Origin of the sequence: Paraburkholderia caledonica NBRC 102488, assembly GCF_000685095.1 — a bacterium.
GTDB classification, from domain to species: domain Bacteria; phylum Pseudomonadota; class Gammaproteobacteria; order Burkholderiales; family Burkholderiaceae; genus Paraburkholderia; species Paraburkholderia caledonica.
On record NZ_BAYE01000020.1, the window covers coordinates 41,865 to 66,461 of the forward strand.

The window sequence follows — 24,597 nt, forward strand, 5'->3', positions numbered from 1 at the left end:
GAACTACGACCATGGCGCACACGCTTTCATCCATTGGCGCGACGAATCCGCAGCCGGCGTTGCGGCTCGAATCCGACGCCATCAACGAAGCACGAATTCAACTCGCGGCATGCTTTCAACTGGCGTCGCAGTACGGTTTTGAAGAGGGAATCTGCAATCACTTCTCGGCTGTGGTGCCCGGGCACGACAACCTGTTCTTCGTCAATCCGTATGGTTATGCGTTTTCCGAAATCACGGCTTCACGGCTGCTGGTTTGCGATGTCGACGGGAATGTCGTAGCCGGCCAGGGCAAGCCGGAAGCAACCGCGTTTTATATCCACGCACGTTTGCATCGGTTGAAGCCGCGCGTGAAGGCCGCGTTTCACACGCATATGCCGAATGCCACGGCGTTGTGCCTGCTCCAAGGTCCGCCGCTATTGTGGCTCGGGCAGACTGCACTGAAGTTCTATGGCCGCACCGCAGTCGACGAGAACTACAACGGACTTGCGCTCGACGATTCGGAAGGCGACCGCATTGCCGGGACGATCGGCGATGCGGATATCCTGTTCCTCAAGAATCACGGCGTAATGGTTGCGGGCGCGAGTATTGCGGAAGCGTGGGACGACCTCTACTACCTGGAGCGCGCCGCGGAAGTCCAGCTAAAGGCGATGAGCAGCAATCGCCCACTCAAAGCCGTGCCGCACGACGTGGCGCAGCGCACTTATGAACAGATGCGCGACGGCGACAAGGAGAGCGCACGTGCCCATCTGGACAGTGCAGTGCGCGAACTGCGCAGGCGCGCAATCGCGTTCGACCAATAGAGTTACTTGCGCGCCCGGTGCGCTGCGGCGACTGCGTCCAGCCCCGCCATGACGAAGCGCACGAAGTCTTCCACGAGCGCATTCTTATCTTTGGCAACGGCGGGCAGCAACGCTGCCTGCGCCTGCCGCGGCGCAATCATCAACGCAATGCAGGGCAGAACGGTGAACATCACCGCTCGCTGCACAGTCGGCTCCTGCGGATTCAACTGCAATACTTCCCCCATCAAACCGAGCAGAACCGCAGCTTTCGGCCGCACCGCCTTTTCGATGAGCGCCGGAATCGCGGGCGACGGAGACAGCATCTCGCGCAACATCAGCATGAATCCCCACGGCGCGCTCGTGCTGGTGGACAGGCCGACGAATCGCGAGATCACCGCGCGCAACTTGTCGCGAGGGTCGCCCGCCCCTTCTGTCAGTGCGGTCAATTCGTCGAGGCTCACCACCTGACGATGCGCCTCTACGAGTGCCGCCTCGTATAGCGCCTCGCGACTACCGAAGTGATAGTTGACCGACGCCATCGGCGTGCCCGCACGCTCGCATATTTCCTTGCTGGTGGCATCGGCGAAACCGCGCGTTGCGAAGACCTGCCCCGCAATGTCGAGCAGATGCTGGCGTGTCGCCGCTCCGTCAGGACGGCTCGCGCGCTTCACTGCTTTCGGCCGTGGCGGCGTCTCACGCTCTTTTGCTTGTTTTGCGCGAGGCTTAGCGTCGGGTTGTACTGCCCGGTCTGTCTGTTTCGTCGCTCGCGCCTGCGTTGTTCCCTGCGCTTTTCCAGCCTTCTCTTTACGGTCGACGTGCCCTGCGGTCGTCACTGGTTTTGTTGGCATGAGTCAGTTCCGCTGAAAAAACAGTTTGAATTTGAATTCAAATTCACATAGCATTCATTCTACTTCATCCTGGCGGATCGAGCATTCGGGGAAGCATCAGGAGCGGCCCTTCCCGGCGATGAAAATGGAATGCCCGCTGAACACACGCCGCGACCGCGGTGCGGAGAGTGGAACGAGATCAATGGAGTACTTCATCACATCAATCAGGCGACCCGCATGGACGCTCATCATCGGCGTTCTGCTCGTGGGGTGCTCGTATCACGACGAGAATGCCTATCAGGGCTATGTAGAGGGTGAGTATGTCTACCTGGGTTCGTCGCAGGCGGGCAAGCTCACGCAATTGCAGGTCACGCGCGGACAAACCGTCAAAGCAGACACGCCGCTTTTCGCTCTGGACGTCGTCGACGAAACGGCCGCCCTACAGCAGGCGCGGGAGCAACTCGCGGCTGCGCGCTCTCAGCTCGCCGACATCCAGACCGGCAAGCGCGTGCCGGAAGTCAACGTCAATCGCGCACAGCTCGCCCAGGCTGCCGCAAACGCGCGCAAGGCGGCGCTGCAACTCGCGCGCGACGAAGCGCAGTACAGCGCAGGCGGCATTCCGAAAGCTCAACTCGACGATTCGCGTGCGAATGCAGACGCGACGTCGGCGCAAGTGCGTGAACTTACGAATCAGGTGCAAGTGGCGCGTCTGCCCGGCCGCTCCCAACAGATCAGCGCCCAGCAGGCGCAGGTCGCAGCGGCTGAAGCCGTGGTCGCGCAGGCGCAGTGGAAGCTGGATCAGAAGCGCGTCAATGCGCCTGCCGACGGACTGATCTACGACACGCTCTATCGCAACGGCGAATGGGTGCCGGCGGGCAGCCCGGTTGTACAGATGCTGCCGCCGCAGAACATCAAGGTACGCTTTTTCGTGCCCCAGACGTTGGTTGGCGCACTCACGCCGGGTCGCGAGGTGATCATGCATTGCGACGGTTGCGCGGCGGATGTGCAGGCAAAAATCACCTACATTTCGAACAACGCGGAGTACACGCCGCCAGTCATCTATAGCAACGAAAGCCGCGCAAAGCTTGTTTATATGATCGAGGCACACCCCTCCGTTGCGGATGCAACAAAACTTCATCCCGGTCAGCCGGTGACGGTAGTGCTCAAATGAGCAACGACTCTGACTCCCGCGAGTACGTCATCGACGTGCATGAACTCAACAAACATTTCGGCGACAAACACGTCGTAAACAACGTTTCATTGCGGGTGGCGCGTGGCCAGATTTTCGGTTTCCTCGGACCGAACGGCAGCGGCAAGACCACGTGCATCCGATTGATGTGCGGACTGCTCACGCCCGACTCGGGCACCGGCACATGCCTCGGCTACGACATCCGTCGAGACAGTGCGCAGATCAAGCGCAATGTCGGTTATATGACTCAACGGTTCTCCTATTGGGAAGATCTGACCATTCGGGAGAACCTCGACTTCGTTGCGCGCATTTACCAGATGCGCAACCGGCGCGAAACAGTCGATAAATCGCTCGAAGCACTCGGGCTGCAAAGCCGCGCGAATCAGATGACAGGGTCGCTTTCAGGAGGCTGGAAGCAACGTCTCGCGCTCGCGGCTTGCATGCTGCACGAACCCAGATTGCTGCTGCTCGACGAACCGACTGCGGGCGTCGACCCCACTGCACGCCGCGACTTCTGGGAAGAACTGCACCGCCTCGCGGCGCGCGGCATATCCGTGCTCGTCAGCACACATTACATGGATGAAGCCGAGCGCTGCCACAAGCTCGCCTATATCGCCTACGGCAAGCTGCTCGCGCAAGGCACGTCGAAAGAGGTGATCGAGTCGCAGGACCTCGCGACGTGGTCGATTCAAGGCGAGCACCTGAGCGAACTGTCGGAGAAGCTACGTGCAACGCCCGGCGTCGATCAGACCGTTGTATTCGGCGCCGCACTGCATGCGAGCGGGCGGGATCACGCGGCGCTCGAACGCGCCATCAGGCAGGCCACCGCAGGCACGACACTTCGCATGGAGCCCATAGAAACAGGTCTTGAAGACGTATTCATCTATTTGATGAGCCATTCGAAAGACAACTTTGGAGCGCAAACGTGAGCACAGGTACTGCTTTTTCGTTGACGCGCTGGTGGAGTGTGGTACTGAAAGAGTTCCTTCAACTGCGGCGCGATCGCGTCACATTCGCGATGATCGTGGGTGTGCCCATCGTTCAACTCGCGCTCTTCGGTTTCGCAATCAACACCGACCCGAAGCATTTGCCCACTGCCGTCATCGTGCACGATCAGAGCGAGTTTTCGCGCAGCTTCGTTGCCGCAATGACCAACTCAGCTTATTTCGACATCGTCGAGACGCTGCCAGACGAAGAAGCCGGGCGCCGCGCGCTTGCGAGGGGCCGCGTGCAATTCGTGCTGAATATACCCGTCGACTTCTCCAGAAAGCTGCTGCGTGGCGAGCACCCTTCGCTGCTGCTCGAAGCCGACGCGACCGACCCTACTGCAACGCAAACCGCCGTTGCCGCGCTGCCGCACCTTGTGCAACCGGTCGCCGACAAGGACATCACCGGACCACTCGCACATCTGAATGGCGGGCAAAACGCATTTGGCGTTCAGGTTCACAATCTGTACAACCCTGAAGGCATTACCCAGTACAACGTCGTTCCCGGACTCATGGGCGTAATTCTGACGATGACACTCGTCATGATGACTGGGCTCGCCGTCACCCGTGAACGTGAGCGCGGCACCATGGAAAACCTGCTGGCTACGCCGGTTCTGCCGATCGAGGTCATGACCGGCAAGATCGTGCCATACGTCGCCATCGGACTGATTCAGGCATCGATCATTCTGTTCGCGGCGCGCTTCGTGTTTCATGTGCCTTTTGTCGGCAGCCCGGTGGCGATTTACCTCGCGGCGCTGCTCTTCATTGCCGCGAACCTGACGGTAGGAATCACACTGTCGTCGCTTGCACAGAATCAGCTGCAGGCCATGCAGCTTACTGTGTTCTATTTCCTGCCGAATATCCTTCTGTCCGGTTTCATGTTCCCGTTTGCAGGTATGCCGCAATGGGCTCAATTCATCGGCAACCTGTTGCCGTTGACCTATTTCAACCGGCTCATTCGCGGCATTTTGGTCAAGGGCGTCGGATGGGCGGACCTCTGGCCCTCGGTGTGGCCCATGGCTCTATTTACCGCCATCGTCATGGCAATTGCGCTACGCTTTTATCGGCGCACGCTCGACTAGGAGAATGTCCATGAGAACACTTCTTCTTGCCTGCGCAGTGGTTTTGAGCGGCTGCACCGTGGGACCGGACTTTCAGGCACCGGCGGTACCGCGCACGCAAAGCTATACACGCGAGACATTGCCCGAGCGTACTGTCGAGTCCAACGGAGCGGCGGGCGCCGCGCAGAAATTCAGCCTCACGCCAAGGCCGACGTCGATGTGGTGGCGTCAATTCCAGTCAGACGCACTGAACCATCTCGTGGACGACGCATTGCGTGAAAGTCCGACGCTCGCGCAAGCGCGCGCCAAGCTGATCGAAGCGCGTGAAAATTACACCGCACTCGCGGGTGGTACGCAATTCCCGGGCATCGACGCAACTGTTTCGGGTGCAAGGCAAAAGGTAGACCCCGCTGCGTTCGGTATTCCGCTTGTCGAGAGCCCCGGACCGTTCTCTTTATTTAGCACATCGGTCAGCGTTTCGTATGTGTTCGATATCTTCGGCGGCAATCGGCGCGCGCTTGAGGCAAGTATGGCGCAAGTCGACTACGAATCGTATGAGTTCGATGCGGCACGGCTCGCCATTGCGGGAAATGTGGTGTCTACCGCCGTGCGCCGCGCCTCGCTGCAACAACAAATAACGCTCACGCAGCGGCTTGTCGAAGCACAGGCTCATCAACTGTCGATCATGGAAGCGCGTTTAGCTGCCGGCGGCGTGTCGCAACTCGACGTCCGCAGCCAGCGCACGCTGCTTGCACAGACTCGCGCTTCGTTGCCGCCGCTGGCAACACAGTTGGCCGCTGCCGACCATCAGTTGGCCATTCTGCTCGGCAGAGCGCCATCTGAAGCAGATTTCGACACACTTACTTTCGACGCACTGCATCTGCCAGTCGATATTCCAGTGGCTTTGCCGTCAACGCTCGCTCGTGCGCGGCCGGACATCAAGGCGTCGGAAGCTTTGCTGCATCAAGCCAGCGCAAATGTCGGCGTCGCCACGGCGAACCTGTACCCGCAATTCGTGTTGTCCGCGGGAATCGGCTCGGAACGCACGCGCATTGGCGACATTGTGAATGGGCTGAACGTGTGGAATATCGGCCTGAATCTGACTCAGCCGATCTTTCACGGCGGAGAACTGCATGCGAAGAAACGCGCGGCGCAGGCTGTGTACGACGCCGCATTTGCGAGTTATCGGCAAACCGTGCTTGAAGCATTGCAACAGGTCGCCGACTCTCTGACGGCAATGCAGAACGACGCACGAGAACTCCAGGCGCGCACCGAGGCCGCACAGGAGGCCGAGGCGAGCCTTGGCGTTGCGGCTCAGCAATATGCGGCAGGCGGGATCAGCCAGTTTGCTCTACTCGATGCTCAACGTCAGATGTTGCAAACTGCACTCGATCAAACGCGGGCTCGAGCAAACCGCTTTACCGACACCGCTGCGCTGTTTCAGGCGCTTGGCACGCAGCCTGACAGCCCGGCTGGGAATTCGCCTGGCGATCCGCTTGGTAGTCCGCTAGGCAGCAACCCATAACAGCCTGCTCGCTTTGCGTGGAATTACAACTGCGCTTCGATAGCCGCCTTATCGATCACGGACCACACCTGACCAATTCTTTCGCCGCGGAATTCGTAGAACACATTTTCGGTGAAAGTCACCGTTCTGCCGTTGACGTCGAGCCCGAGAAATTTTCCTTTCGGTGTGCAATTGAAGCGCAGCCGTGCCGCTACATACGCAGGGTCGGTAACCATCAGTTCGATGTCGAAATGAAGGTCTGGAATCTCCACAAAATCCCTCTCCAGCATCGCGCGATAGCCCGACAAGCCGATCCGCTGATCGTTGTAGTAAACGTCGTCATGGACGAATTGCGTCAACCTGTTCCAATCCTGACTGTTAAGGCAGGCAATGTAGCTTCGGTACACGTTTGAGAGATCGGGCTCAGTCATGGCAAGTTTCCATTTCTCGTATAGGTGAGTGGGTTCCAGCATAACCGCTCGAAAGCTGGAATCGCATGGTCGCGCTACTCGAAACGACGGTATTGCGCGCGAGGCATACGCATTGCTGTGTCGTCCCAATGCGGCGCGCTCCTTGTGTCGCCTCAACAGACGTTATTTCACGACCATGAAAAATTCGGCTTTGTGGGTCACCGCGTGCGCAGCCTCGCTTGCCATGGCGTTGGCCGGCTGCAACCGCTCCGGTACTTCGTCGACCGACCAGGCGAGCGGCGCGGCCGCAGTGAGTGGGGCCGCGCAAAGCGGGCCTGCCGTGTCGGCGCCCGCCACTGCGGCAAGCGACGCGCCTGCCGGCGCGAGCCAATAGTATTTGGACGCTGGGAGCCGCGCCACTGGCGAATTGCCGACATGCGTTCGATCCGTTTGCATGGCGAGGAATAGCCGTTGCTTGAACACTGCGCGTTGTTGCGCATTCCCTCCCCCCGCACTGATACGGAGCACCCTTATGAACGCTGTTGTATTGACCCAGCCGGAAGTTCGCCACGAAGACAATGCAATTGTCGCCTACCAGATGGCAGCGAAAGCAGTTGCCGGCCTCGAGAAAGTTGTCGAATTAAACGTGCAGACCGTCAAGACGTCGTTGTCCGAGCAGCAGGCGCTTGTCGATGCCGCGCTATCTTCTGTATCCCTGGATCAGGTAATCGATCTGCAGCTCCAGCAAGTTCCTGCCGCAATGAAGAAGAGCTGCGCATATTGGGGGCATGTCGAAGACATCGCCGTGGATACACATAACGAGCTTGCAGGTGTGCTCCAGGACAGCGTAAGCAGCTACCTGTCTACGCTGTTTTCGTTTTTTGGCAGCGCCACTTCAATCGGCATTGCACCGACGGAACACACAACCGTAACAAGCCCGCTCGTGATCGACGAGCCGCCGGCCGCGCAAAGCGGGCCTGTCGCAATCCTGGACAGTGCAGGCAATGTCGTGTCATCCACAGGGCGTACCGACCTGCACTGAAGTAGCGCAAGGTAGCGCGGCAAAGGCGTGTCGGCCTGCCGCGCCCTCGCGTCCGGTGGCGATGCGAAAGGGCATTAACGGCCATTGCACTCAACGTTTCGCGACAAATGTCCTGCATTTAGGGTCTTTACTAATATGAAAACCTGTCGCGTGTTTATCATTGGGCCACATGCATTCCAGGCAGAGGCGCGTGCGCCGTCCGCCCTCTAGTGGCCCGACCAGTTCCGGGCCCCGCCTGCTTTCCACCGCACCAGATTTCCCAATGGATGGACTATGAGTAGCGCACGTTTCGCGTCGTTTTGGCATGGCCCAGAGCTTTCGGCCTATGAGGTGGCCTGTTTGAGTTCGTTCACCGCCTATGGCAGTGACGTCGCGCTTTATACCTATGGCGAGGTAGAAAACGTACCCAAGGGCGTGATCGTCAAGGACGCAAGCGAAATTGTGAAACCCGACGCGTTAACAGCATTTTCTATTGACGGTACCCCGTCAATGGCGCATTTCACCGACTATTTTCGCTTCGTCATGTTTACGAAAACGGACGAAATCTGGATTGACACCGACATGCTGCTTTTGCGCGCGTTTGATCGCAGCCTGGAGGGCAACATTATCGGGCGAGAGTCGGCCACCAGCATCTGCACCGCTTTGCTGCGCCTCGATCCCACCGATCCGCGCCTGCTGGAGCTTTTACAACGGATCGAAGCGATGAAAGGCACCTCCATAAAATGGGGTGACACAGGTCCGCGTTTGCTGACGTCCGTATATGGCGTAAATGCGGGAGTACCAGAAAGCGACTTCTATCCGGTACATTTCGACGATTACTACAAGGTATTTCTTCCGCAGTACTTCGACGAGTGCGCAGCGTTGTGCGCCAATTCGTACTCGCTGCACCTCTGGAACAATCGCGTTGTGAAGATGGGTTTGTTCAAACGAGTGGGACCGCCGCGCGGCTCATTCCTTCATCACGTCTTTGAGCAAATCGGCGCGAACAGACTGTTCCGGGAGTTTTATCCCGCGAACGTCATGCAGGCGATGATAGATAACGTCGAGCAAAAGGTCGGGCGCGACGAGGGCTTCCGCAAGCTCTTGCAGATTGGCATGCCGGTCGTAAAGACGGCAATTGTGAAGCGTCTGGGGGTTTGAACACTTGAGCGGCCGCGTGGCCGTTCAGTCATGCGCCTCGCGCCACTTCAATGAGTTCCTTCACGCGCCGCGCGATATTCGTCAACAGGCCCTGGGACGACCCGCCCTGCTGCTGACGGTGCGGCATGCGCTGCAAGTCTTCCCAGTCGCTCTCCAGCGCGCGGGCGTGCCCTTCCGGCGTGAACGGCCATTCCATTGCGACCGCGCGCGCACGAAAGGCGCTCCCAGCTTGTCCTGAGCGCTCCACATACGCATTGATAGCCGACGCTTCGCGCTGCGCCGCTTCTCGCGAAGCCATAGCAATGAAGTCGTCGGGTCCCTCAATATGGACGCACCACAATTGTTCGCTCACGCACGTTCCTCGCTGAATACCGTCATAAGGCACTACCCTTCAGCAGTTCCCACTTCAGGTCCTGAAAGCAGGGGCCCTGCGTCGCCTCACTGAACTTCACGTCGTTGTGTTCGCCGTTCCATTCCATAATCTGCACCTTGCCGTCACTGTCGACTGTCACGTCCCATCCAATGCAGCGCGCAAACGGCACCTTGCGATGAAGTTGCAGAACGGTATCGATGCAATCGCTGAACGCAGGCATTTTCAGTCCGGCGAACCTTACTTTGGAATCGGGGTGCTCTTCCGTCGCGCCCCAGTCGCTCATGAAGCCTTTGCGAGCGAATTCACCCGTTACCAGGTCCACGGGCACACAAACTTCGTCATCCACCGTGATATGGGTATGACTCGCCCTGCCCACGCGCAAAAATGCGGCGCGCAGCGAGGCGCGACCAAGGTCATCCACCGCCGTGGTCAGGCGTAAGGTCGCGACCGAGTTGGCAGCGAACGCGCTCAGCAATGGATGCTGAACGATGAACTTCTGTAGTACTCCGTTGCCGAGCGATTTGATGAGATCGCAGTCGAACGATTTTCGGTCGAAGAAATGAATGCCTTTGCCTTGCCCTGAGCCGTCCAATTTGAAGACGACCTTATCGCAGTCGCGGAACACCGCGTCTTCGAGTTCGCGTTCAGGAACCACCACGTTGCGGTCCGTAAAGAACAAGCCATTCGCGAAGTAGGCTATGTCGGGAAACGCGTCACCGCCGAAGATGACCCGCGACATGGGCTTCAGGTTCGAGATCCTGCCGTAGCCGCCTTTCATGTTGGGCACGACCACGCCGCCGTAAAAGTTGTCGGGGATCCAGCCTTCCTTGAAAGTGCCGCTGAACGCAGCATAAACGCGAAGCCAGGGTGCGTAGATCGCATCGCCGAATACGTCCAGTGCGTACGTATCGGCCTGCTTGAGAGTCGCCGGGTCCGCTGGTCCGTATTTCTTCTCCAGTTGCCGCAGGACGCGCTTAGCCTGCACGCCATGCACCCGGTGGAATGCGTATCGCCCCACGCTCTTTATTGAACGTCTGGCTACTGTCTCAACGTCGATCAGTTTCATAGTCCCCTCCCCCTGCTGATTATGCTTAAGCACCGCACGTACTTCACTGCATTGCTGGGGCCTCGATCCAACGGACGGATCAGTAAGCGTTGGGATGATGCAGCCCCTTGAATACAGTCGCGAAAATGATCTTGACGTCGAGCGCGAACGACCAGTTCCGAAGATAGTACAAATCGTGCGCTACGCGGCCCTCCATCTTCTCGATGCGGTCCGTCTCCCCGCGAAAGCCATTGATTTGTGCCCACCCGGTAATCCCGGGCTTGATCCGATAGCGGTGAATATAGCCCGATACGATGTGCTGATAAAGGTCGTCGTGCTCGAGCGCGTGCGGCCTCGGCCCCACGACGGACATATCGCCGCGCAGCACGTTGAAGAACTGCGGCAACTCATCCAGGCTCGTACGCCGCAAGAATCGTCCGACCCTCGTGATGCGGGGGTCGCCACGCGTAGCCTGCTCAAGCACTCCTTCCTTCTTCGCATGCAAGCGCATGCTCCGGAACTTGTAAATCATGAAGACGCGGCCGTCCGCGCCCTTTCGGCATTGCTTGAAGAACACAGGACCGGGCGAACTGAGCTTCACCGCTATCGCACACGCGAGAAGAATCGGCGAGACAGCAATCAACGCAATCAGTGCGAAGATGCGATCGAACAGCTCTTTCTTCACGAGAGCGTTCGGCGGCAATGGCGAGGCGGCCAGGTTGATGGTTGGAAAGCCGAGCAACTCGGTCACGCTTCCATCGAAAAGGGCAAGGGCCCGCACATCCGGCATGAAGCGCACATTGATCAGATCGTTGCGGAATTCATCGACCAGTTCCAGAATCGCGCGCTCTTCCGACAAAGGCAGCGCCAGCCACACTTCATCCACCTGCTGTTCGCGCACGTATTTCGCGAACGCGGCGCGCTGCTCGAACACGGGCACGGACATCGTGGTTTCCTTGTCCGGACGCAGGTTGTAGACAGCGTTTGCACGAAAGCCCGCAGCGGGCTCCATCTCCATCTTGCGCAAGATTTCGTCGCAATGTTCTCCGCACGCGGCGACAGCGACCTTCTGGAGATTCAATCCCGCGTTGCGCACTCGTCCGAGAAGAACGTGGGTCACCATGCGCCCAGCGATCATTGCGCCGCCCGCGATGCCGGTCCAATACACGAACCATAACCGCGAGACGAAATCGATGCGGTGCAACGAGAACATCAACGCAAGCGCGCAGGCCTGCACCACGAGCCAGCCGAGCGCCACCTGCCCGGCGAGAACGCGTTTCGAACGGCCGCGCCACGACTGATAGACGCCCAGTGCCGGAAACACAGCGAGCGAAAACGCCGCCGCAAACGCGACAAATGCCAGGTAGAAGTTTCGTTGCGCGAAATCGTCGAAGCGGATGTGAGACGCGGCAACCGCGCCTCCGAGGATCATCGCCACATCGAACAGCCTGGCCATCAGACCTGTGATCAATCGCATAGCAGTTCCCTCGTACGCTCTCTGGTTCGCCACGGCCGATTAACCAGCACGGCCATACTTATCGTCGAATCGAACGATGTCGTCTTCGCCGAGATAGGTGCCGGACTGCACTTCAATGATCTGAAGCGGAACGCAACCGGGATTCTCGAGCCGGTGACGAATACCCAGCGGGATATACGTCGACTCGTTTTCGCCAAGAAGAAACTGTTCTTCGCCGCGCGTGACGAGAGCGGTACCGCTCACCACGATCCAGTGCTCCGCGCGGTGATGGTGCATCTGCAACGAGAGGCGCGCGCCCGGCATCACAACAATTCGTTTTACCTGGAAACGGTCGCCCTGATCGATCGAATCGTAAAAGCCCCACGGGCGACGCACCTTTCTGTGCGCATCCGCTTCGGGTGACTTCTCCGCCTTGATACGCGACACGAGTCCCTTGATGTCCTGCACGTGCGAACGGTCAGCCACCAGAACAGCGTCGTCCGTCTCGACGACAATCAGATCGTTCGTACCGACGCATGCGAGCAGTCGGCCGCCTTGCGAGCGAGCGTAAGTTGCCGTCGCACCTTCGAAGAGAACACGTCCGCTCGATGCGTTGCCGCAATCATCTTTTTCCATCGCCTGCCACACGGCGTCCCACGAGCCCAGATCCGACCAGCCGGCCTCGAGCGGCACGACCACACCAGAGAACGGCGATTCGGACTTACCTAAATGTTCCATGACCGCATAATCGATCGAGTCCGACGGCGACTGCAAGAACGCTTCAGCATCAGGAACGACACAGCCGTCGGTGACCTTGGCGCCTTCGTAAGCTCGCACGCATGCATCGTGTATTTGCGGCTGGAACTGACGGATCACGGAGAGCCATACGGATGCGCGTACTACGAACATGCCGCTGTTCCACCAGTAATTGCCGGACTCGACGTACTGCGCGGCCAGCTCGGGCGCCGGCTTCTCGACAAAACGTTCGATTCGATGTGCGCCGTCCGAAAGTGCACTGCCGAGGCGGATATACCCAAAGCCCGTGTCCGGGCCAGTAGGCGGAACGCCCAGCGTGGCAATAGCGCCCGCGTCCGCATGGCGGGCCGCAATTTCAATTGCCTTATGGAGCGCCTTCACATTTGCAATCGCGTGGTCCGCAGGCATCGCGACGAGAATTACGTCCGTGCCTTCAGATGCTGCTGTCAGCGCGGCAAGGGTCAGCGCGGGCGCCGTATCGCGGCGACCGGGCTCAACGACGATACGGGCATTCACGCCACTTTCCCGAGCCTGCTCAGAAGTTGCGAAATAATGTTCGGCACCGCACACAATTACCGGATCGGGCACGACGCTCCATAGCGGATTGAAGTCATCCATCCGGTTCATCGTGGCCTGCAACAAGGTCTTGTCGCCAATCACATCGATCAGCTGCTTCGGGAACTGCTCACGCGACACAGGCCATAGACGCGTGCCCGAGCCGCCTGCGAGAATGACTTGCGCGAGCGGGGGGCATTCCTGCGATGCTTTTTGCAGAGCTTCGAAGTCCGTCTCGCCGGCGGTTGCAAAAACTTTATCCATTTATCGCTCCAAGACATACGAGCCGGATAACGATTAATCGCGTAAGCGCCGACGAAATACGCTATACGTCGGCACCTTTCCGGTCTCATATGTGATCAATGACGGGGTGTGGGCATCAACGGGCTACGCGAGCCGTTCTGTCCGCGTAAGGCAAGGATGCACACCGGGTTCTCGTCCGTGAGCGTCCACCCTTGGGCACTCAGGCGGCAGCGGGTCGCTCACGAAAAACAAACGGCATACATATCGGCGTGGCGCCAGAATGCAGATGCCACTGAAGCATTACTCGATGTGATCAATCATAGACACCTCACGCTGCACCACAGCAATCGTGGCGCGAACAGTTGAGGTTTTGGCCAGCGTGGTGGCATCAGCGAGCGCGCACGTCTGTGAGGCGATTGTTATCGCCGCCGTCTGTGCGGCACCGCGTGGAAATCAGTGCCTATACGTGGTACCTTCGTGGGTACTTGGATAGCTCCTTCATCCAAACGCAGGACCCCAATTCAATTCAGGCTCGTCGCCCCGTTGCGGCGCGCCGCATCTCCAACCAGGTTGTGTTCGCACGTAATGGCCATGTCATTGCAGGCTATGCGCCATTTGTTTTTCGGGAGTCGCAATGGCTTACATTTCGCTACTTGCGTTGTTTCTTACTGTCACGAATCTCGTGCCTCTTAGCGCGGTCGGCTTCGTACCGATCGTTCTTTGCTCATGGCGTTTTTTTGGCCGGCGCTATCCGGCTTTTATTACGCCGTTGACGGCACTCACCGCCCTTATCGTCGTATCCACGCTGATTTACGATCCGAAATCGTTTACCGAATTCGAGTTTTACCGCCGCGACGGCAACTTCTTCATTTCCTACGCTCCCATTTTTGCCGGTTGCCTCTATGTGCATCGGCTGGATCTGAACAAAGTGCTTCGCACGTTCTTCATCTTCGCGGTGGGGATCAACATTCCGCCATACGCTTACTACGTCGTCGAGACCGGCATACTGAGCATCTTCACGAACCCGGACAACAGCTTCGGCAGTTACTTCATCGCGCGCAACGCAGCGGGCGGATTCTTCGCAATGCTGTTCTGCCTCGGTGTTGGCTGCTATCTGCAAAAGCGCAGCAAACTGCTGCTCGCGCTGATCGCGGCCAACGCAATGATGCTGTTTTCAACATACAGCCGTGGCTCGCTGCTTGGTGCCGCCGCAGTACTGCCATACCTTTACTTCGGCCGTAAGCGCTGGCTACTGGCTGTGTTGATGGGCGGTCTGATTGCAGGCTCCCTTGCAATGGCCTTCTTCCATACCGACGGGACCATCGACTACATGGGCTACCCGTTCAATATCCACAATCAGGATGCCAAGGTCGCCAACCTAAACATCCGCTATGAATGGCTGTGGCCGCGCGCTCTCGCCTATTTTGAGCAAAGCCCGATCGTGGGCCTCGGCTTTGGTTCATTCGACGATCACATCGGCACTGTAACGTCGTACTTTCACCTGTTCGGTGCACCTTCCGACATTGTGGTCGAACACAGCGATTCGCACGCTCATAACTCTTACCTGAATGCGCTCGCCGAAACTGGCGTGGTGGGTCTGTTCCTCACGCTGAGCTTCTTCTGGAAGCTGGTGGAGTGGAGTAAAGATGGAGCGGCTGCCAGCGCGTTGGTCGGAGGCGGCCAGAACTTTTCCGCGTTCCGCTTCGTCGAAATCTCGTCCGTGTGTTTGCTGGTCATGGCGGCAACAGAGCATCGGCTCGTGTCGCCTTCGAATGTTCTGATACTCTCGCTCGTCATCTCTCTGCTGCTGGCGTCACAATCCGCCAATGCGATCACTGCGGAATTCAATCGGCGCAAATCGCTGGTCCGCCGTCGCGTCTAAAAAGTTGCTACGCCTGCTGCGCTACAGCGGGAACGTCAGTTCCCGCTGTAGCGAAACCCAACAAGAACGAGAACCCTATGTGGACAGTATTCACCAACATAGGCGATGCCGCCGTCACCTTACCCGTGGCCGCTGTCTGCGCCTGCTGGATCGCTCTCTTTAACGTTAAGCTCGCCTTCCGGTGGATCGTGATGCTTTCTGCCGGCATCGCCATTGTCGGTGCGAGCAAGATCTTCTACGCCGGTTGGGGCATCTCTTTTCCCGCTTCGCATTTCCGCGTGATCAGCGGCCACGCGATGCTGTCGACATGCGTGTGGATGGTCGCGCTCGCACTGCAACTGCAGTGGTGGCGTCTGCCGCCGTCGCCAGGAATTGCGGCTGGAATGGGAATCGGCGCGCTAACGGGCGTATCGCGCCTGATGGACCTCTCGCATACCTTGCCGGAAGTAATTGCAGGCTGGATTCTCGGCGCGATCGTCGGCCTCATCTTCCTGCGAAAGGCCCTTTCCGAGCAGTCCGAACGCGCGCGGCCCGCGTGGTCGGCCGCGAGCCTTCTGTTCGTCTGCGCGCTCGCCTATGGACACCAGGCGCCGCTTCAGCGGCTTATTGAAACGCGGTCACCGCAAATACACAGCCACGCTCACTCGATCATGGCTCTTGCCGGCCGCGTCAAATATCGCCTTCAAGCTTACGAAGGCACGCTCGCCAGATGACGTTCGTCGACAGCCCGCTCGCGCACGAGGTACGGGCGGAGCTGTTCGATTGAACTGCGCAGAAGCCGTGCGTCAATAAAATCCGTCAATGCAGTTTTGAAGTTCTCGGTCGAGAACCGTTCGGCATTCTGGCGGCAATTGACCGGGTCGAATAACGTAGCATTGCGCTCAAACCGTGTTACTGCTTCGAGCAAAGATTCAGCAGTCTGCTCCCCGAAGAAGACACCGGTTGGCTGCTCAAGTGGCAAGCCTACAACCGATTCCAGTGCGCCTCCCCTGCCGAATGCGATCACCGGCGTCCCGCATGCCTGAGCCTCCACCACGGAGATGCCGAAATCCTCTTCCGCGGCGAACACAAAAGCGCGAGCGCGCCGCAGATGATCGACCAGCACTTCCAGAGGCTGGTGGCCGAGTATCGTCACGTTGGGGCCCGCGACCGCCTTTATGCGCTTCATTTCCGGGCCGTCGCCGATCACCACTAGCTTGCGCTCCGGCGTCTGCGAGAAAGCACGCACGATCAGGTCTATGCGCTTATACGGCACCATCCGCGAGGCGGTCACGTAGAAGTTCTCTTTCTGCGTACACATGACCATGTTGTCGAGATCGACCGGCGGATAGATAACCGTAGCGTCGCGCTGGTACGCCTTCCTGATTCTTCGCGCAATGAAGTGCGAATTCGCAAGCAGATGGTCCACGCCATTCGCCGAACGCGAATCCCACCCGCGGATATAGTGCAACAGCGCGCGGGCCATGATGGACTTGACGCCCTTGTTCAGGTGCGATTCGCGTAGATACTGATGCTGGAGATCCCACGCATAGCGAATCGGCGAATGCACATAGCTGATGTGAATCTGATTGGGGCCCGTCAGCACGCCCTTGGCCACCGCATGCGAACTCGAAATAACGAGGTCGTAGGCAGACAGGTCCAGTTGTTCGATTGCGATCGGCATCAACGGCAGATATGCACGATAGCGTTTCCGCGCAAAAGGCATCTTCTGAATGAACGACGTGTTGACAGGCTTGCCCTTCACACAATCGCGATCTTCGAGAAAGTCGACAATCGAGAAGATGTCCGCTTTCGGGAAGCATTCGACGATGCTCTTTAAAACCTTCTCTGCGCCGCCCGAAACCACGAGCCAATCGTGAACAATAGCGACTTTCACTTCAACCTCCTGTGAGATTACGCGCCGGACGCTTTAGCGCCGGCAATCCGGTTCAGTCGTCCTTGGTCGCGCCTGCTTGAGCTCTCGCGCCCCATGCAAGCCCCAGCATTCCTGCAGCGCGCCGTGCGCCTGGCACGAGCCCCACCAATTCGAGCCGGACCATGATGACCATCAGGATCACGGCGAGGGTCGCCTCGCCGATGACCCGCGCCGTTGCCATGCCAATTGCTCCGAAGCGCGGCGCAAGAAGCAGCGCCGCGGCCAGATTGACGAGGCCGGAGGCCACTCCCGCAAACGCAAGCAGCCGGTCCTTTCTGCGCGGAACGAATACATAGAACGCGACGAACTCGTTGAACGCGACGAACGGGAACATCCACGCGAAACATTGAAGAACTCGAGCGGCAGGCTCGAACGCCGGCCCGAGAATCAGCGGCAGGACAAAGGGCGACAACGTCATTGCACCGCAAAAAACGAGTAGGCCATAGCCGAGCAGAAGTGCCGCGCCCTGGCGGGTGGTCGCATGCGCGCCGTCCTTATCGCCATGAGCAAGTTGCCGCGAAATCGTCGGGACGAATACCTGCGATGCGGGGCCCATCAGGCTGAGAGCAATAGTCGCGAAGCGCTCAGCCGCGCCAAAATACCCGACCTGAGCAGGCGTGGACAACAGCGTCAGCAGATAGGTCGACGAAGCCGTGAGTACCACAGAGCCGGACGAATAGCAGAACAGCATCGTCGAGTTGCGAATCAGCGGCATCACGCCTTCTAGTTTCAGGCGCGGCAATCCCAGTTGTGAAGTGGTAATGCCATACGAAATGATCGACGACGCCACTCCCGCAATCAGCAGGCTCGCAAGCACCCACACCGAATCTGAAGGCTCCTTCACGAAGCTCAGCACCAGCACGAGGCTCACGGCGAAGCCGAAGACCTCGATCATGATCGGCGTACGAAAACGCTGACGCCCCTGGAATAGCCAGCCCAGATTCAGCGCCGAGACGATGCCGAGCAATGTAGCCAGTACACCGATAAGAGGTCGCTCAGACAATGTCGGCGAGCACATGGTGGCGACGAGGCCAATGCACCCGCCCAGGGCGGCCAGCAAGAGCCGCGCGCTGACGTGCAGCGAGTAGATCGAATTGCACTCTTGCACCGAATGCGCCTTCGAGACTTCGCGCATTCCAACAAACGTGAATCCGTAGCTCACGAGCATCCAGATCACGTTCATGAGCGACATTGACGCGAGCACTCGCCCGTACTCCGACACGCCGAGAATTCTTCCATAAAACGGCACCACGATGATGAGGTACACGTACCTCATCAAATATCCGCCGTAAACAAACGCAATGACGCTTGCGTTGTCTCGTCTTTCCATTCCGTTCTCCAATTGCGTATTCCTGACCTTAGCGCTGTGCCACGCGTCGGCGTGCGAGCGGGTTCGATATGTAGCGAACGACGAAGTCAGAAAGTGGCGAGTACGGTACGAGGCACAGGCCGGAAAGAAACAGCGTGCCGAACTTCTTCTTCACGCTCCAGAATGGGTTGGCTACGATCGCATGCAGATAGCCGCGCGAATCGTGCAACATCCAGCGCCACCGATGAACGAGCGTCGCCCGATACACGCTTGAACAGAAAATCGCCTTCTCGTGGCCAAAATCATGAAACGTCGCGGGCAGCTCGATCTCCAGACGCGACCTCGCGATATTTCTCAGGATCGCCCAGCGCATGCCCAGCGCCTTCGGCGCCTTGGAGATCTGCTCCGAATTCGCGAAGGACACCGTGCCGCCGTCGGCGTTATGCACGCGATAGCCGCCAAGCGACTTGCGCACCGTGGCTACCGGGCCGACTAATGCAGCGCCGTAGATCGCGAAGAAGTCGGCGCCGTAGCGATTGATTCCCGGCGCGGGAATAGGAAACACCTGCTTAAGTGCGCTTACCCGATACGCGTTGCCAGAGGCCGGCGGCGACGGATAGAGCCAACCCGCCTGCAGAAGTTCTCCGCAGTTGGCGGGCGGTTCGGTGTTCGGCACGTAAGCACCTGTCGCCGCTCCGCTTGCGTCCATGACGTCGAGCCGGAACTGCACCTTCGCCCAGGAGCCGCTGTTAAAGACTTGCATTACTTCCGACACGGCGCTCGGATACAGGATGTCGTCCGAATCGAGAAGGATCGCGTATTCCGTTTCCAGCGCACTGATCGCGTGGTTGTATGCGGCGACCTGGCCGCCGTTTTCCTGGAAGATCGCGGTAATCCGACTACCGTAGTTTTCTATAATTTTCCGCGATCCATCCGTCGAACCGTCGTCGAGCACGACGACCTGCGTGCCTGGATAGTCCTGGTTGAGCGCGGAATCGATCGCGGCCGCTAGATAGCGTTCGTAGTTGTAGTTGCATATGACAACTGTGACCTGGTTCATGGCATTCGACGCTATTTTGAAGTTTTCGGTGAGTCGGAATTGCTACGCAAGCGAACGGACGGCGATATAAGCAAGGTGGGTTGGCGGATCGTTTCCGGCGCCATTGACTTTGTCCGGCACCTTGAATCGCAGTTGCAAACCGTCGTTACTCCAAGTGGTCGTAATGGCGTCAGGTGCACTTACTGTGCCCGTCACCGCGTCGATGAAATCAATCTTTACGTCGCGACCCGAAGGTCTCTTAAGCCCCGCCACTGTCACGGCGCGCCACCCCGCGGATCCATTAACCTGCAGCACGATGTCATTGCCGGAGCGCAGACCGCTGCCGGACGCGCCTGGACCAAATTGCAACGGGTTCGCCAAGCTTGCCAGAGAGCCCGAAACCGTCTGATGAAGTACGACGAGGCTTCTGCCCGACACGTTGTAGGTCCGCCTGGGCGGACCCCGATGAGTAAGACGGAACGGCTCGTATCCGTCCCAGTGATAGATCATGGACACGTACTTGTTGGGTTCGTTCCAGTTACGATCGAGCGCCCACACCGCGAAGTCGAAGAAGTACTCCGGCAGGTAATGCGGATTCTTCATATACGCATCGCCAATTTCGGTCTGCCAGATACCGCGCGCCGGCCCGTTCTTCACGTACTGTTGATACAGCGGATCGAGATCAGCGACGCCCAGGTAATGCGTGTCGAGATAGTCGACCCAGTCCAGCATGCGTTCATTCGAAGCGGGACTTCGGTACTCGAGCCACTTGCAGAAGTTGGACACTCCGCCCTGATCGGGCCAGCCGCCGTAGACGATATACGCGTTGTACTTCCGGATGATGCGGGCGGCAGGTAGATGCACACGTTCAACGTAGTCCTGCATCGCACGGTCGTACGGCTTCGCGTGCTTTTCATCCTTGTTGAAGTTCGGACCGTGCCAGAACGTAGCCTGCGGTAAACCGCCAGACAATTTTCCGGCCGCCTCGTTCCAGATCTGGAAATAGCGCAGGTTGAACGGCGGTGCGGAGTACTTGCGCACAACTGCCTCGACGTAACGGGTCCACGCCCGGACATCCACGGGCGCAGAATTGCTGTCACCGGGCACGGTGGCATTCCAGGGCGGCGTATAGCCGAGCAGCAACAGCGACTTGATGCCATTGCGATTGTTCAGCAGCAGCGCTGACGGAAGATCGTTGTCGAACTGCGATCCAGTCTTATCGACACGCACGGGCTCAGTGGGTGAATCCGGCTGACCGGGGCCGACCGAATCGCGCCCCCAGGTGATACCCATTTGTCGCCACATCTCGACGTCGTTGCTTGCGCCAGCCCATCCATTCGAGCCGATCAGGTCCGTAATCCTGCGACCGCCCGTACTTTGCGCTTGCGGCACTGTACCGGCCGACGACGAAGTCTTGCCGCGCGCAAGCGGTATGGCCGCACCCAAAAGGGCCGCGATTGTTCCCAACGCCCGACGTCTGCCGACACTCTTTCGAATGCGAAACATAGGCCTGCCTACCGACATGCGCTAGCTCGCCGACGCGCGGGCCGGCACGCCCGTCAACCGTACGCCCGCCTGCCCCTTGAGAATCTCGAGCACGGTTTGCGCGGTCACGTCCCAGCGAAACTCGCGTGCACGAGCGAGTCCCATTGCCCTATAACGTTGCCGCAATACGTCGTCTGTCATCATTAGAGAGATCTTCGCGGCAATGTCGTCCGCCGATGTAGAGTCGCAATACATCGCCGCATCTGCGCAAACCTCCGGGATAGAGGTCAGCGACGATGCGACTACCGGACAGCCGCAATACATGGCCTCGAGCGGAGGCAGGCCGAAGCCCTCGTACAGCGACGGAAAGATCAGGCAGCCGGCGTTTTCATAGAGCGCTTTCAGCTCGCCGTCGGAGACGAACCCGGCCCACACCACTCTTTCCGATTGCGGCTTCTCTTCAGCCAGTTCGCTATTGAAGATGCGCGCATTCTTGCCGCCGACCACTACGAACTTGACGTGGTCGAGATGCCCGAGCTTCTCTATCGCTTCCAGCACGCGTTGCAGGTTCTTGCGCGGATCGAGACTGCCGACCACGACGCAATAGGCGTCCTTGACGAGATTGAGCCGCTCGATCACCGCAGGGTCCGAGGTAACGCGGTCCAGGTGGTCCGCAGCGGGACTCACTACTGCGACTCGCGATTCGTCGATCTTCAGATGGTGGCAGATCCGCGATCGCGAGAACTTCGACACCGTCAGAATCATCGGCTGCATTCGTGGCAGTATGAAGAAACAAAGGCGGTACCACAGCACGAATTTTTTGGAGAACCCACCCGGTACGTCATACACCGCCATGTCGTGGAGCATCACCACCTGCCGGCGTTTCAACACCGGGTTCATGTTGCACAGGTTGACGAGCCTGACGCCTCTCGCGGCAATGGGCAGTGTGATCTGTTCCCACAGCGTGCCGCGAAGCCATGGGAAGCGTCGCTGCCATTTCAGCAGCGCGCCCGGCTCCTTTGCGTCGCGCGGAACGAATACCTCGAGCTTCTCGCCCGGCGGAACCCGCATTTGCATCGCTCTCGTCAACTCATACGCGACTCTCTGCACACCCGTGACCGGCTGCGAAGTGAATTTACCGTTGATTGCAAACGCCATCTGCTTCTCCGTTTTGCGAGTTCATCGAACGACGTAGCAACTCGCTCACGTTCGCAGGGATCCACTGGTTGCGTCGGCATCGCCATAGTCGCTCGCATAGTTGGTTGCATAACCGTAGGTGCGAGTACTGCGTCGAAGCGGAATACCGTTGAACACCGCACCGGCGATGCGTCCGTCCGCGCGCTCCATCTTCTTCACGGTGTCCTCGATCTCCTCCTCCGATTGCATGCCCGAGCGCAACACGAGTAGCGATGCACCCGCTTCGCTAGCAATGATCGACGCGTCGGTGACCGCAAGGAACGGCGGCGTATCGAAGATGACCAGATCGAACTGCCCGCTCAGGCGCTCCAGCACTTCCTTGAAACGCGGTCTCGCGAGCAAGGCGGCTGGGTTGTCCGGGCGCGAACCGCACGACATGAACGACAGACCGTCGATACCCGTATGACGCAGCGCATTGCGCAGTGGCATACGGTCCGAGAGAACTTCGGAAAGTCCGCCGCGATTGTTCTGATTGAAGAGCGATGCGAGATGGCCGCGACGCATATCGGCATCGATCAGAAGAACGCGCGCGCCGATCTCAGCCTGCAAAGTCGCAATATTGGCCGCGACAAAGCTCTTCCCCGCCGATGGAGTCGGCCCGATTACCATCAGAATGTTGTTGCGTGAATGCGCGAGATCGCGAGCCAGCGAAGTGCGCACTGCCCGTAGCGCCTCCACAGAAGTATCGTTCGGGAAGCGCTCAGCAAGCACCTTGGTGCCCCCGCCTGCCACCTGTATTTCGGGCACGCCGCCCGAGGCCGGCTGAGGTAGTCCTGCTCGCGCGGCAGCACCAGGCAGCGATTTCGCGCCGGCGTTCGTTCTGTCGAGCAACAACTGCTGCTGGCTAAACAGGATTTCGCCAAATACCGGCACGCTCATTCTGCGTTCGACATAACGCGGATCCGTTACGCCCGTCAGCACATGTCGGCGCATGAAGACAAGCACAACGCCGGATACGAGGCCGAGTACGAGACCGCCAGGAAGCACCAGAATCGGCTTGGGTTTAACCGGACGATGCGGCGTAATCGCTTCGTCGACCACGTGCGCTCCGCCAGTGGTACTTGCGCGCCGCACCTGCAATTGCTCGGCCTTCTGCACCATCCCCAGGTAGATCGTTTCCGCCACCTTCTGCGCGCGAATCAGATCGACGCTCGAACGTTCGGACGCGGGCATACCGTTGAAATGTCCGTCGAAACTCGCCTTTGCGTTCTTCAGTTGCGCGAGCTGTGTGTCGACGCTTTGCACCCAACGGCTCTGCGGCGTATAGCGCTCCAGCAGTTGCGTGCGTTGCAGCTGGAGCGTTGCGATCTGCCGGTCGATGTCGAGGCCGCCTTGCAGGTAGGCCTGCGCTTCCGCTGTTGGCTGCATCGACTGAGAATTGGCCCGGAATGCCTTTAGCGCCTCTTCGGCTTTCCTCAGGTCTGCGAGCAGGCGAGGAAGTTCTCCGTTGATGAACGCGAGCGTCGTGGTGTCGTTGAGTTGCCGGCTAGCAATCGCCGTCGCCAGGTATTGCTGGCCCAACGCATTCGCGACTTCAGCAGCCTTCGCCGCGCTCTTGTCGGTGTACTCGATCTGTAGAAGACCGGAGTCTTTGACCTTGTCGCTAACCTTGATGGTTGCGTCGAAACGCTTGATCGCGTCCACAGCATTCCACCGCACTACCGTAAATTCAGTGCCCGGGCGCGCGACAAGTTCTTCCACGCGCATTGAAATGCCATTGCTGGACACCTGTTTGCCGATAACGCCATGGAGGAATACCTGATCTTGCGGCCCGCGCAATTCGTAGGTATTGTCCTCTCCAGCAACCAGCGTCATTTTTTCTTCTTCCAGATCTTTGGGAACGTCAAGCGTGCCGATCTTTACCTGCTCGCCTCCCCACGCGTACGACTTGAGTCCAAGCCATGGCCGCGATGGCTCACCGGGCGTCGCAAACTTCTCTGCAATGTCGCCGAGTACCGGTAGCTTGTGCGGCGTAACGGAGACGTCGAACCGGAAACGTTGGATCACTGGCTCGAGCACGGAGCGGCTGCGCATGACCCCCATCTCCGTCACGGTAGACGGTGCAGGTGGAGGCAGGTTTTCCTGATTCTGGAGTGCGAGACCAAGCGCATTCGGTTCGGGCGGGTCTACGCGAATGAGTACATCCGCGGAATAGATCGGTGACGCGATGAGCAGATAAGCGGCGGCGAGGCTGAACACGACGACCGTGGTAAGTACGATCTCCCAGATATGGTCGCGCATCAGACGCAACATGGCACTGGGGCTAAGTTGGCCGCGCTCTGTACTGGCAGTCGCCGGGAGCGAATTCAGAGGATAGTAGTCCACCGGTTTGATCCTTCCATGTTTGATGGGCACAGTAATGAGTCGACACCGCCTGGCTCAACCAACGGTCCGCGGTACCTGC

The 24,597-nt window shown here is 58.8% G+C and carries 22 protein-coding genes; 9 read left to right on the forward strand and 13 right to left on the reverse strand.

Features of this window, described 5'->3' with window-relative positions:
* The first annotated feature begins 11 nt into the window (after window positions 1–11).
* A complete protein-coding gene (locus BCA01S_RS28050; RefSeq protein WP_027779745.1) occupies window positions 12–800 on the forward strand; it encodes an aldolase in 789 nt (262 codons plus the stop codon).
* A gap of 2 nt (window positions 801–802) precedes the next feature.
* Here BCA01S_RS28050 and BCA01S_RS35380 read toward each other — a convergent pair whose 3' ends face one another.
* The gene (locus tag BCA01S_RS35380; RefSeq protein ID WP_027779746.1) at window positions 803–1,627 is read right to left on the reverse strand and encodes a TetR/AcrR family transcriptional regulator; all 825 of its coding nucleotides are present in this window, start codon (window positions 1,625–1,627) and stop codon (window positions 803–805) included.
* Window positions 1,628–1,808: 181 nt separating this feature from the next.
* On the opposite strand from BCA01S_RS35380, the gene BCA01S_RS28060 reads away from it, so the two are divergent.
* The 4 genes from BCA01S_RS28060 to BCA01S_RS35385 are packed head-to-tail and all read left to right on the forward strand — an operon-like array spanning window position 1,809 to window position 6,367.
* Window positions 1,809–2,777 (forward strand): HlyD family secretion protein, encoded by a 969-nt coding sequence (locus BCA01S_RS28060; RefSeq protein ID WP_027779747.1) that lies wholly within the window; start codon window positions 1,809–1,811, stop codon window positions 2,775–2,777.
* Window positions 2,774–3,724 carry an ABC transporter ATP-binding protein gene (locus tag BCA01S_RS28065; RefSeq protein ID WP_027779748.1) on the forward strand — a complete coding sequence of 317 codons (951 nt, stop codon included), beginning with the start codon at window positions 2,774–2,776 and terminating at the stop codon, window positions 3,722–3,724. Before BCA01S_RS28060 ends, BCA01S_RS28065 begins: the two co-directional genes overlap by 4 nt.
* Entirely contained in the window at window positions 3,721–4,863 is a 1,143-nt protein-coding gene (locus tag BCA01S_RS28070; RefSeq protein WP_027779749.1) for an ABC transporter permease, read from the forward strand. The genes BCA01S_RS28065 and BCA01S_RS28070 overlap by 4 nt, the downstream gene beginning before the upstream one ends.
* 10 nt (window positions 4,864–4,873) lie before the next feature.
* On the forward strand, window positions 4,874–6,367 hold the full coding sequence (locus tag BCA01S_RS35385) for an efflux transporter outer membrane subunit (RefSeq protein WP_042319626.1): 1,494 nt from the start codon (window positions 4,874–4,876) through the stop codon (window positions 6,365–6,367).
* 23 nt (window positions 6,368–6,390) lie between these two features.
* Here the strand turns inward: BCA01S_RS35385 and BCA01S_RS28080 are convergent, their stop codons facing one another.
* Window positions 6,391–6,777 carry an ester cyclase gene (locus BCA01S_RS28080; protein WP_027779750.1) on the reverse strand — a complete coding sequence of 129 codons (387 nt, stop codon included), beginning with the start codon at window positions 6,775–6,777 and terminating at the stop codon, window positions 6,391–6,393.
* Window positions 6,778–6,939: 162 nt separating this feature from the next.
* Window positions 6,940–7,212: a hypothetical protein gene (locus BCA01S_RS38140; RefSeq protein WP_027779751.1), complete on the reverse strand. Its 273-nt coding sequence runs from the start codon at window positions 7,210–7,212 to the stop codon at window positions 6,940–6,942.
* Window positions 7,213–7,288: 76 nt separating this feature from the next.
* On the opposite strand from BCA01S_RS38140, the gene BCA01S_RS28090 reads away from it, so the two are divergent.
* Window positions 7,289–7,798 carry a phasin family protein gene (locus BCA01S_RS28090; protein WP_027779752.1) on the forward strand — a complete coding sequence of 170 codons (510 nt, stop codon included), beginning with the start codon at window positions 7,289–7,291 and terminating at the stop codon, window positions 7,796–7,798.
* Between the two features lie 273 nt (window positions 7,799–8,071).
* Entirely contained in the window at window positions 8,072–8,938 is an 867-nt protein-coding gene (locus BCA01S_RS28095) for a hypothetical protein (RefSeq protein WP_027779753.1), read from the forward strand.
* 28 nt (window positions 8,939–8,966) lie between these two features.
* On the opposite strand, the gene BCA01S_RS28100 is transcribed toward BCA01S_RS28095, so the two are convergent.
* The 4 genes from BCA01S_RS28100 to BCA01S_RS28115 all read right to left on the reverse strand — a co-directional run bounded on the left by BCA01S_RS28100 (window position 8,967) and on the right by BCA01S_RS28115 (window position 13,387).
* Complete coding sequence (locus BCA01S_RS28100) at window positions 8,967–9,290, reverse strand: hypothetical protein (RefSeq protein ID WP_027779754.1); 324 nt, start codon at window positions 9,288–9,290, stop codon at window positions 8,967–8,969.
* A gap of 22 nt (window positions 9,291–9,312) precedes the next feature.
* Window positions 9,313–10,377: a sugar-transfer associated ATP-grasp domain-containing protein gene (locus tag BCA01S_RS28105; RefSeq protein WP_027779755.1), complete on the reverse strand. Its 1,065-nt coding sequence runs from the start codon at window positions 10,375–10,377 to the stop codon at window positions 9,313–9,315.
* A gap of 79 nt (window positions 10,378–10,456) precedes the next feature.
* The gene (locus tag BCA01S_RS28110; RefSeq protein ID WP_027779756.1) at window positions 10,457–11,833 is read right to left on the reverse strand and encodes an undecaprenyl-phosphate glucose phosphotransferase; all 1,377 of its coding nucleotides are present in this window, start codon (window positions 11,831–11,833) and stop codon (window positions 10,457–10,459) included.
* A 39-nt stretch (window positions 11,834–11,872) separates the two neighbouring features.
* Window positions 11,873–13,387, reverse strand: a complete 1,515-nt coding sequence (locus BCA01S_RS28115; RefSeq protein ID WP_027779757.1) for a mannose-1-phosphate guanylyltransferase/mannose-6-phosphate isomerase — start codon at window positions 13,385–13,387, stop codon at window positions 11,873–11,875.
* A gap of 613 nt (window positions 13,388–14,000) precedes the next feature.
* Between BCA01S_RS28115 and BCA01S_RS28120 the strand changes: the two genes are divergently transcribed.
* The gene (locus BCA01S_RS28120) at window positions 14,001–15,248 is read left to right on the forward strand and encodes an O-antigen ligase family protein (RefSeq protein ID WP_027779758.1); all 1,248 of its coding nucleotides are present in this window, start codon (window positions 14,001–14,003) and stop codon (window positions 15,246–15,248) included.
* A 77-nt stretch (window positions 15,249–15,325) separates the two neighbouring features.
* On the forward strand, window positions 15,326–15,961 hold the full coding sequence (locus BCA01S_RS28125; protein WP_027779759.1) for a phosphatase PAP2 family protein: 636 nt from the start codon (window positions 15,326–15,328) through the stop codon (window positions 15,959–15,961).
* On the opposite strand, the gene BCA01S_RS28130 is transcribed toward BCA01S_RS28125, so the two are convergent.
* The 6 genes from BCA01S_RS28130 to BCA01S_RS28155 are packed head-to-tail and all read right to left on the reverse strand — an operon-like array spanning window position 15,937 to window position 24,518.
* On the reverse strand, window positions 15,937–17,124 hold the full coding sequence (locus BCA01S_RS28130; protein ID WP_027779760.1) for a glycosyltransferase family 4 protein: 1,188 nt from the start codon (window positions 17,122–17,124) through the stop codon (window positions 15,937–15,939). The two genes, BCA01S_RS28125 and BCA01S_RS28130, sit on opposite strands and share 25 nt — an antisense overlap.
* Window positions 17,125–17,176: 52 nt before the next feature.
* Window positions 17,177–18,493, reverse strand: coding sequence for a lipopolysaccharide biosynthesis protein (locus BCA01S_RS28135; protein ID WP_027779761.1), 1,317 nt, complete (start codon window positions 18,491–18,493; stop codon window positions 17,177–17,179).
* Between the two features lie 28 nt (window positions 18,494–18,521).
* On the reverse strand, window positions 18,522–19,532 hold the full coding sequence (locus tag BCA01S_RS28140; RefSeq protein ID WP_027779762.1) for a glycosyltransferase family 2 protein: 1,011 nt from the start codon (window positions 19,530–19,532) through the stop codon (window positions 18,522–18,524).
* 42 nt (window positions 19,533–19,574) lie between these two features.
* Window positions 19,575–21,017: a hypothetical protein gene (locus BCA01S_RS28145; RefSeq protein ID WP_027779763.1), complete on the reverse strand. Its 1,443-nt coding sequence runs from the start codon at window positions 21,015–21,017 to the stop codon at window positions 19,575–19,577.
* 21 nt (window positions 21,018–21,038) lie between these two features.
* On the reverse strand, window positions 21,039–22,154 hold the full coding sequence (locus tag BCA01S_RS28150) for a glycosyltransferase family 4 protein (RefSeq protein ID WP_027779764.1): 1,116 nt from the start codon (window positions 22,152–22,154) through the stop codon (window positions 21,039–21,041).
* 45 nt (window positions 22,155–22,199) lie between these two features.
* Window positions 22,200–24,518, reverse strand: coding sequence for a polysaccharide biosynthesis tyrosine autokinase (locus BCA01S_RS28155; protein ID WP_027779765.1), 2,319 nt, complete (start codon window positions 24,516–24,518; stop codon window positions 22,200–22,202).
* Between the last annotated feature and the right edge of the window lie 79 nt (window positions 24,519–24,597).